The 7,721-nt window shown below is 69.7% G+C and carries 7 protein-coding genes and 2 pseudogenes; 7 read left to right on the top strand and 2 right to left on the bottom strand.

Features of this window, described 5'->3' with window-relative positions; all coding sequences use genetic code 11:
- Positions 1–37: 37 nt before the first annotated feature.
- The gene (locus COGEMETH_RS23870; RefSeq protein ID WP_238185176.1) at positions 38–823 is read right to left on the bottom strand and encodes a S1 family peptidase; all 786 of its coding nucleotides are present in this window, start codon (positions 821–823) and stop codon (positions 38–40) included.
- 423 nt (positions 824–1,246) lie between these two features.
- Here COGEMETH_RS23870 and COGEMETH_RS23875 point away from each other — a divergent pair, with 423 nt between their 5' ends.
- The 7 genes and pseudogenes from COGEMETH_RS23875 to COGEMETH_RS23905 form a co-directional block, all read left to right on the top strand.
- A complete protein-coding gene (locus tag COGEMETH_RS23875; protein WP_238185170.1) occupies positions 1,247–3,130 on the top strand; it encodes a methanol/ethanol family PQQ-dependent dehydrogenase in 1,884 nt (627 codons plus the stop codon).
- Positions 3,131–3,276: 146 nt separating this feature from the next.
- Entirely contained in the window at positions 3,277–4,179 is a 903-nt protein-coding gene (gene moxJ, locus COGEMETH_RS23880) for a methanol oxidation system protein MoxJ (protein ID WP_238185171.1), read from the top strand.
- 36 nt (positions 4,180–4,215) lie between these two features.
- Positions 4,216–4,815, top strand: a complete 600-nt coding sequence (gene moxG / locus COGEMETH_RS23885) for a cytochrome c(L), periplasmic (protein WP_238185172.1) — start codon at positions 4,216–4,218, stop codon at positions 4,813–4,815.
- A gap of 89 nt (positions 4,816–4,904) precedes the next feature.
- Positions 4,905–5,195 carry a methanol dehydrogenase [cytochrome c] subunit gene (locus COGEMETH_RS23890; protein ID WP_238185173.1) on the top strand — a complete coding sequence of 97 codons (291 nt, stop codon included), beginning with the start codon at positions 4,905–4,907 and terminating at the stop codon, positions 5,193–5,195.
- A 97-nt stretch (positions 5,196–5,292) separates the two neighbouring features.
- Positions 5,293–6,324 (top strand): AAA family ATPase, encoded by a 1,032-nt coding sequence (locus tag COGEMETH_RS23895; protein WP_238185174.1) that lies wholly within the window; start codon positions 5,293–5,295, stop codon positions 6,322–6,324.
- Positions 6,321–7,178, top strand: coding sequence for a DUF58 domain-containing protein (locus COGEMETH_RS23900; RefSeq protein ID WP_238185175.1), 858 nt, complete (start codon positions 6,321–6,323; stop codon positions 7,176–7,178). Before COGEMETH_RS23895 ends, COGEMETH_RS23900 begins: the two co-directional genes overlap by 4 nt.
- A gap of 3 nt (positions 7,179–7,181) precedes the next feature.
- Positions 7,182–7,529, top strand: a pseudogene (locus COGEMETH_RS23905) (nonribosomal peptide synthetase MxaA); the annotation flags it as partial.
- Here COGEMETH_RS23905 and COGEMETH_RS23910 read toward each other — a convergent pair.
- Positions 7,469–7,721: pseudogene (locus COGEMETH_RS23910) on the bottom strand (nonribosomal peptide synthetase MxaA); the annotation flags it as partial. The pseudogenes COGEMETH_RS23905 and COGEMETH_RS23910 sit on opposite strands and share 61 nt — an antisense overlap.

Here is a 7,721-nt window from a genome sequence, read left to right on the forward strand (position 1 = left end):
CCGCAGAAGGGGGAGGGGGGGGAGGCGGCCCGATCCCCTACCGCGGCGGCGACCGCACCTGCGCGACGGACGCCCGCAGGGCCTCCAGCAACTCGCCCTCGATCAGCAGCGCCGAGCCGTAGTGGAACTCGATGTCGAAGGCGTGGCGCGCGTTCATCGAGAGGGAGGCGCTCTGCAGGGCGATCAGCCGGCCGGCCTCGTCGAAGAGGCCCGAGCCCGAGCCGCCATAGCCGTCGTTGCAATCGTGCCGGACGCGGCGGATGGCATCCTCGCTCGGCGGGTCGATCCGGTGGATCGTGCAGCGCTCCAGGCTGCTCGGGCCCCGGTAGTTCTCGTGGCCGCCCGGCGAGACCATCACCACCGGCAGCGCCATGTCGCCCGTCGCCAGGGACGGTGCCTCCGGCAGCGGCTGCGGGCCGGCCTCGGCAGGCTGGGCCAGGCGCAGGATCGCCCAGTCGTCGGTAATGTGCAGCCGCCGGGCATCGGGCGCCGTGCCGAGCCGCAGGCTGTCGGGCAGGAAGTCGTAGTTGCGGCCGCCGATCTGGAAGTAGCAGTCGGCGACCAGGCGCGTGACCTCCAGTTGCCGGTTGCGAAAGTTGTGGGCGTTGAGGACGACGAGGGACGGGTCGGCCACCAGCCAGGCCGCGGCGGCCTTCTGCGGAATACCGTCCGGCCTGCGGCACCACAGCACGCCGGCGCCGCGGTAGCGGTCGAGGTCGGCGCCCGTGAGGTCGCGGCGGCCGTCCCGCGGATAGAGCGCGGCGGTCCGCGCCACGTCGCGCGCCAGCCCGTCCGAGGCGATGGCGAGGATCGTTGCCGCCATGGCGAGCGCCCGCAGCCGTGTCGGGCGGGAGACGCGCTGCCGGCCGCGCCGCTCGATCATGGGCGGTATCCCCCGGTCTCGGCCCGGTCGCGTGATGCCGGGCGTTCCTGCCCATTCCTGCGTCGGCACGCACCCGCCGGTCAAGGGCATCGGCCCCGTTCTCAATCGTCCAAAGCAAGTTGCCGAATCATCCTGCCTAGAAATGTCAGATCGGCTAAAGACTTCTCCGCTAACTGATGCCTAGAAATGTCAGGCGAAGGAGCACTAATAAGTCTCTCATAAGACTGACGAATTCTAAGTTTTTACTTAGATGATCATCGTCTCACTGAGGATGGATTAAAGTTCGCTCCTAGGCCCACCGAGGGAATAGCTGAGCAGTGCCGTGAGGCCGAAAGGCGTGGCGGTCAGGCTAGGAGACGCAGGATGAGCAGGTACTTGAATTCGGTCTCGATGCTGGCGATCGCGGCGCTCGCCCCGATCGGCCTGGCGAACATGGCGGCGGCCGCCGACAAGCTCGTCGACCTGTCGCAGAAAGACGAAAACTGGGTGATGCCCGGCAAGAACTACGATTCGAACAATTACAGCGAGCTCAAGCAGATCAACAAGAGCAACGTGAAGGACCTCAAGGCGTCCTGGACGTTCTCCACCGGCCTGCTGAACGGGCACGAGGGCGCGCCGCTGGTCGTCGACGGCAAGATGTACATCCACACCTCGTTCCCCAACAACACGTTCGCGGTGAGCCTGGACGATCCGGGCACGATCCTGTGGCAGGACAAGCCGAAGCAGAACCCGGCCGCCCGCGCGGTGGCCTGCTGCGACCTCGTCAACCGCGGCCTCGCCTACTGGCCCGGCGACGGCAAGACCCCGTCCCTGATCCTGAAGACGCAGCTCGACGGCCACGTCGCGGCGCTGAACGCCGAGACCGGCGAGACGGTGTGGAAGGTCGAGAACTCCGACATCAAGGTCGGCTCGACGCTGACGATCGCCCCCTACGTGGTCAAGGACAAGGTCATCATTGGCTCCTCCGGCGCCGAACTCGGCGTGCGCGGCTACCTCACGGCCTACGACGTGAAGACCGGCGAGCAGATCTGGCGCGCCTACGCCACCGGCCCGGACAAGGACCTGCTGCTGGGCGCCGACTTCAACGTCAAGAACGCCCATTACGGCCAGAAGGGCCTGGGCACCTCCACCTGGGAGGGCGACGCCTGGAAGATCGGCGGCGGCACCAACTGGGGCTGGTACGCCTACGATCCGGGCACCAACCTGATCTACTTCGGCACCGGCAACCCGGCGCCGTGGAACGAGACCATGCGTCCGGGCGACAACAAGTGGACCATGACGATCTTCGGCCGCGACGCCGACACGGGCGAGGCCAAGTTCGGCTACCAGAAGACGCCGCACGACGAGTGGGACTATGCCGGCGTCAACGTGATGATGCTGTCGAACCAGAAGGACAAGGACGGCAAGGACCGCAAGCTCCTCACCCACCCGGACCGCAACGGCATCGTCTACACCCTGGACCGGACGGACGGCTCGCTGGTCTCGGCCAACAAGATCGACGACACCGTCAACGTGTTCAAGTCGGTCGACCTGAAGACGGGCCAGCCGGTGCGCGACCCCGAATACGGCACCCGGATGGATCATCTGGCCAAGGACGTCTGCCCCTCGGCGATGGGCTACCACAACCAGGGCCACGATTCCTACGACCCGAAGCGTGAAGCCTTCTTCATGGGCATCAACCACATCTGCATGGACTGGGAGCCCTTCATGCTGCCCTACCGCGCAGGTCAGTTCTTCGTCGGCGCGACCCTGAACATGTATCCGGGCCCGAAGGGCGACCGCCAGAACTACGAGGGTCTGGGCCAGATCAAGAGCTACAACGCCATCACCGGCAAGTTCAACTGGGAGAAGATGGAGCGCTTCGCCGTCTGGGGCGGGACGACGGCCACCGCCGGCGACCTCGTGCTGTACGGGACGCTGGACGGCTACATCAAGGCGCGCGACTCCGACAACGGCGACCTGCTCTGGAAGTTCAAGCTGCCGTCGGGCGCCATCGGCTACCCGATCACCTACACCCACAAGGGCACGCAGTACGTCGCCATCTACTACGGCGTCGGCGGCTGGCCGGGCGTGGGCCTGGTGTTCGACCTCCAGGACCCGACCGCCGGCCTCGGCGCGGTCGGCGCCTTCAAGAAGCTCGCCAACTACACCCAGATGGGCGGCGGCGTGGTGGTGTTCTCGCTCAACGGCAAGGGCCCCTACGACGACCCGAACGTCGGCGAGTACGACAAGCAGGCCTCCAAGTAAGGCTCTCCCGACCAGAGGTGGTCCCGCCGGCCCGTGCCGGCGGGACCACCCGTGACGATCCCCGCGCGAGACGGCCACGCACACCGACGGGCACGCCATGCCCGGCCCCGCGCCACCAAAGAGACTCCAAGAGGAAACCGAGATCCATGTCCCTCGTGAACGGACACCGCCGCGCACGCGCCTCGGCCGCGGCCCTGACCGCGCTCGCCGGCCTGTGGGCGCCCCCCGCCTCGGCCCAGGAGCCCAAGGCCCGGGAGGCGAAGGCCCAGGAGACGAAGCCTGTCGCCGCCGACCCCGGCGTGCTGCGCGTCTGCGCCGCCGAGCAGGCCCCGCTCTCGATGAAGGACGGCTCGGGCCTGGAGAACCGCATCGCGTCGGCCGTGGCGGAGGCGATGGGGCGCAAGGCCCAGTTCGTCTGGGTCGGCAAGCCCGCGATCTACCTCGTCCGCGACGGGCTGGAGAAGCGGCTCTGCGACGTGGTCGTCGGCCTCGACAGCGACGACCCGCGGGTGCTGGCGAGCCGGCCCTATTACCGCAGCGGCTACGTCTTCATCACCCGCGCCGACAGGGACCTCGACGTGAAGTCCTGGGCCGACCCGCGCCTCAAGAGCGTGGACCACATGGTGGTCTCGTTCGGCTCGCCGGGCGAGGCGATGCTCAAGGACATCGGCCGCTACGAGGAGGACATGGCCTACCTCTACTCGCTGGTGAACTTCCGCGCGCCGCGCAACCAGTACACCCAGATCGACCCGGCCCGGATGGTGAGTGAGGTCGCCGCCAACAAGGCCGACGTGGCCGTGGCCTTCGCCCCCGACGTCGCCCGCTACGTGCGCGAGTCCGCCACGCCCCTGCGCATGACCCCGGTGCCCGACGACACGGTGCGCAGCGACGGCCAGAAGATACCCCAGAGCTTCGACCAGTCGATGGGCGTGCGCCGGGACGACACGGCCCTGAAGAGCGAGATCGATGCGGGCCTGGTCAAGGCCAAGCCCCGGATCGAGGCGATCCTGAAGCAGGAAGGCGTGCCGGTGCAGGCCGCCTCCAACTGACCGTGACGCCAAGCGCACACGTACAAGAGTGAATCGATGATCCGGACGACAATCAAGAAACGGCTGGCCTCCCTCCTCGGGCTGGCGCTGGCCTCGACCACGACGGTGGCATTCGCCCAGCCGCAGGGCGGTCCGCAGACGGGCATCGTCTTCCGCAACACCGTCACCGGCGAGCAATTGGACACCGCGCAGGGCAAGGAGGGTGGGCGCGACACGCCGGCGGTGAAGGCGTTCTTCGAGACGGGCCGGAACCTCTACATCGACGACAAGGCCTGCCTGCGCAACGGCGAGAGCCTGTTCGCCACCTCCTGCTCGGGCTGCCACGGGCATCTCGCCGAGGGCAAGCTCGGGCCCGGCCTCAACGACAACTACTGGACCTATCCCGCCAACACCGAGGACACCGGCCTGTTCGCCACCATGTTCGGCGGCGCCAACGGCATGATGGGTCCGCACAACGACAACCTGAACCCGGACGAGATGCTGCAGATCATCGCCTGGATCAGGCACCTCTATACGGGTCCTGCCAAGGACGCGATCTGGCTCAGCGACGAGCAGAAGAAGGCTTACACGCCCTACAAGCAGGGCGAAGTCATTCCCGCGGACGCCAAGGGCCAGTGCAAGCCACTGGAGAACTGACGGCCGCCCGAGGGAAAGCGTGTCGCGCCCGCGGGCGCGGTCAAGGGGCGGCCCGAACCGCCCGCGTTACGAGAGGATGGAGGAAACCAATGCGGACACTCATCGTTGCGGCCGCTGTCGTGGCCGGTGCCCTGATCGCCCTGCCGGCGGCCGCCTACGACGGCACCAAGTGCAAGGCGGCGGGCAATTGCTGGGAGCCCAAGCCCGGCTTCCCCGACAAGGTCGCCGGATCGAAATACGATCCCAAGCACGACCCGAAGGAGCTGAGCAAGCAATCCGAATCCATCAAGCAGATGGAGGAGCGCAACAAGAAGCGCGTCGACGCCTTCAAGAAGACCGGCAAGTTCGAATACGACGTGGCCAAGATCTCTTCGAACTGATCGCCCGCGAACCGATCGCCATGGGTCGCGGGCGGGGCCGGCGCACCGACGCGCCGGCCCCGCCCTGCCCGCGCCCCCGGCTCGAAAGCTCAACCGGATGAACACCCTCCGCCACGGCGCCTCCATGCTCACCGACTGGCGCGCGGCGGCCGGCCGCTTCGAGGCCGAGATCGCCAAGGCCGTGCTCGGCCAGGACCGGGCGATCCGCCTCGTCACCATCGCGATCTTCGCCCGCGGCCACGTGATGCTGGAGGGCGACGTCGGCGTCGGCAAGACCACCCTGCTGCGGGCGGTGGCCCGGGCGCTCGGGGGCGCCTACGAGCGCGTCGAGGGCACGGTCGACATGATGCCGACCGACCTGATCTACCACACCTACCTGGCCGAGGACGGCCGCCCCCGCATCGAGCCGGGGCCGGTGCTGGCGCGGGCCGAGGACCTCTCGGTGTTCTTCTTCAACGAGATCAACCGGGCGCGCCCGCAGGTGCACGCCCTGCTGCTGCGCCTGATGGCCGAGCGCAGCGTCACCGCCTTCAACCGCGAGTACCGGTTCCCGAACCTCCAGGTCTTCGCCGACCGCAACCGCGTCGAGCGCGAGGAGACCTTCGAGCTGCCGGCCGCGGCCCGCGATCGCTTCCTGATGGAGATCGGCATGGAGGCCCCGCGCGATGCGCAGGCCCGGCGCTCGCTCGTCTTCGATCCGCGCTTCCACGACACCGACCGGCTGGTCGGCGAAGTGGCCGAGGGTGTCCTCGACCACGCCGGCATCGGTGGCATCGCCGCCGCGATCCAGCACGCGATCCAGGCCAGCCCCGAGATCGAATCCTACGTGCTCGCCCTGTGGGAGGCGCTGGTGCGGCCGGGCGAAGCCGGCATCCGGCTGCCGGGCATCGACATGGCGGCCCTGGTGCAGGGAGGCGCCTCGCCCCGCGGCGTCGCCTTCCTGGTGCGGGCCGCCCGGGTGCGCGCCTGGCTGGAGGGCCGCGACTGGCTCGTGCCCGAGGACGTCCGCGCGATCTTCCCCGAGGTGATGGCCCACCGCGTCTTCCTGGAGCCGGTCTACGAGATGCGCCGCGCCACCATCGTGCCGGACCTGTGCCGGGCGGTGTTCGAGACGGTGCCGGCACCGTGACGGGCGAGGCGGACACTGCCGAGATCGTCTACCGGCCCCGCTGGCGCCCCGGCGGCGGCCGGGCCGGCGCCCATCGCGGGCGCGACGCCGGGGGATTGGGCACGTTCCGCGACCAGGTGCCGTTCCTGCGCCTGCCGGATGCCCGGCGCATCGACGTGCGGGCCTCCCTGCGCGATCCCTTCGAGGGCATCCACGTCCGCCGCTTCGAGACGCGCACGGCCGTCGAGGTCTGGGCGCTGGTCGACCTCTCCGCCTCGATGCGCTTCCGGGGGGCGGCCGACCGCATGGCGCTCGCCGGCCAGTTCTGCGCGGGGCTCGCCCGGTCCGCGACCCGGATCGGCGACGCCTTCGGCCTGATCGGCTGCGACGACGCCATCCGCCAGGATTTGTTCCTGCCCGCCACCCGGCGGCGCGGGCCGGCCGCCGACATCGCCGCCCGGATCGCGCGGGCCCCCTGCTCGGGCGCCGGTGCGGAAGGCCTGATCGAGGCCGCCCGCCTGCTCATGGGCCGGCCCAAGCTCGTCTTCCTGGTCTCCGACTTCCGCTGGCCCCGGGCCCTGATCGAGCGGACCTTCGCGGCGCTGGCGCTGCACGACGTGGTGCCGATCCTGCTCTGCGACAGCGTCGAGGATCTGGGCCTGCCCGCCTGGGGGCTGGTCGAGCTCGACGACCTCGAAGGGGCCGGCCGCCGGCTCGTGTTCCTGCGCCCGTCGCTGCGCCGCCGCTGGATCGCCCGCGAGCAGGCCCGGATCGAGGACCTCCGCCGCATCGCCACGGCCTTCGCCCGGCCGCCGTTCCGCCTCGCCGACCGCTTCGATCCCGAGGCGCTGAGCCGCCACCTGATGGCGACCTGAACGATGCGCGCCCGCCTCGCCACGATCCTGTCGCTGCTGCTCGCAGGCGCGGCCCAGGCCCAGGTCCGCTCCGTCGAGGTGCGCAGCCCGCGCGCCTTCGGCTACTTCCTGGGCGACCTCGTCCAGGCGCAGGCCGACATCGTCGTGGATGCGGGCTTCACCATCCAGCGGGCCTCCCTGCCGCGGCCCGGCCCGGTGGCTTACTGGCTGGACCTGCGCGCGGTCGCCGTCGAGGAGACCCGCCAGGGGGACGGCAACCGCATCCGCCTGCGCCTGACCTACCAGAGCTTCTACGCCGCCCTCGACGCCCGCACCCTGGAGATGCCGGGCTTTGCCGTGACCCTGGCGAGCGAGGCCCCCGGCATCTCCAGGGTGCGGGCGTCGAGGGCGGCGTAGAAGCTCTGGTAGGTCAGGCGCAGGCGGATGCGGTTGCCGTCCCCCTGGCGGGTCTCCTCGACGGCGACCGCGCGCAGGTCCAGCCAGTAAGCCACCGGGCCGGGCCGCGGCAGGGAGGCCCGCTGGATGGTGAAGCCCGCATCCACG

The sequence above is a fragment of the Methylobacterium trifolii genome (assembly GCF_022179685.1).
GTDB classification, from domain to species: Bacteria; Pseudomonadota; Alphaproteobacteria; order Rhizobiales; family Beijerinckiaceae; genus Methylobacterium; species Methylobacterium trifolii.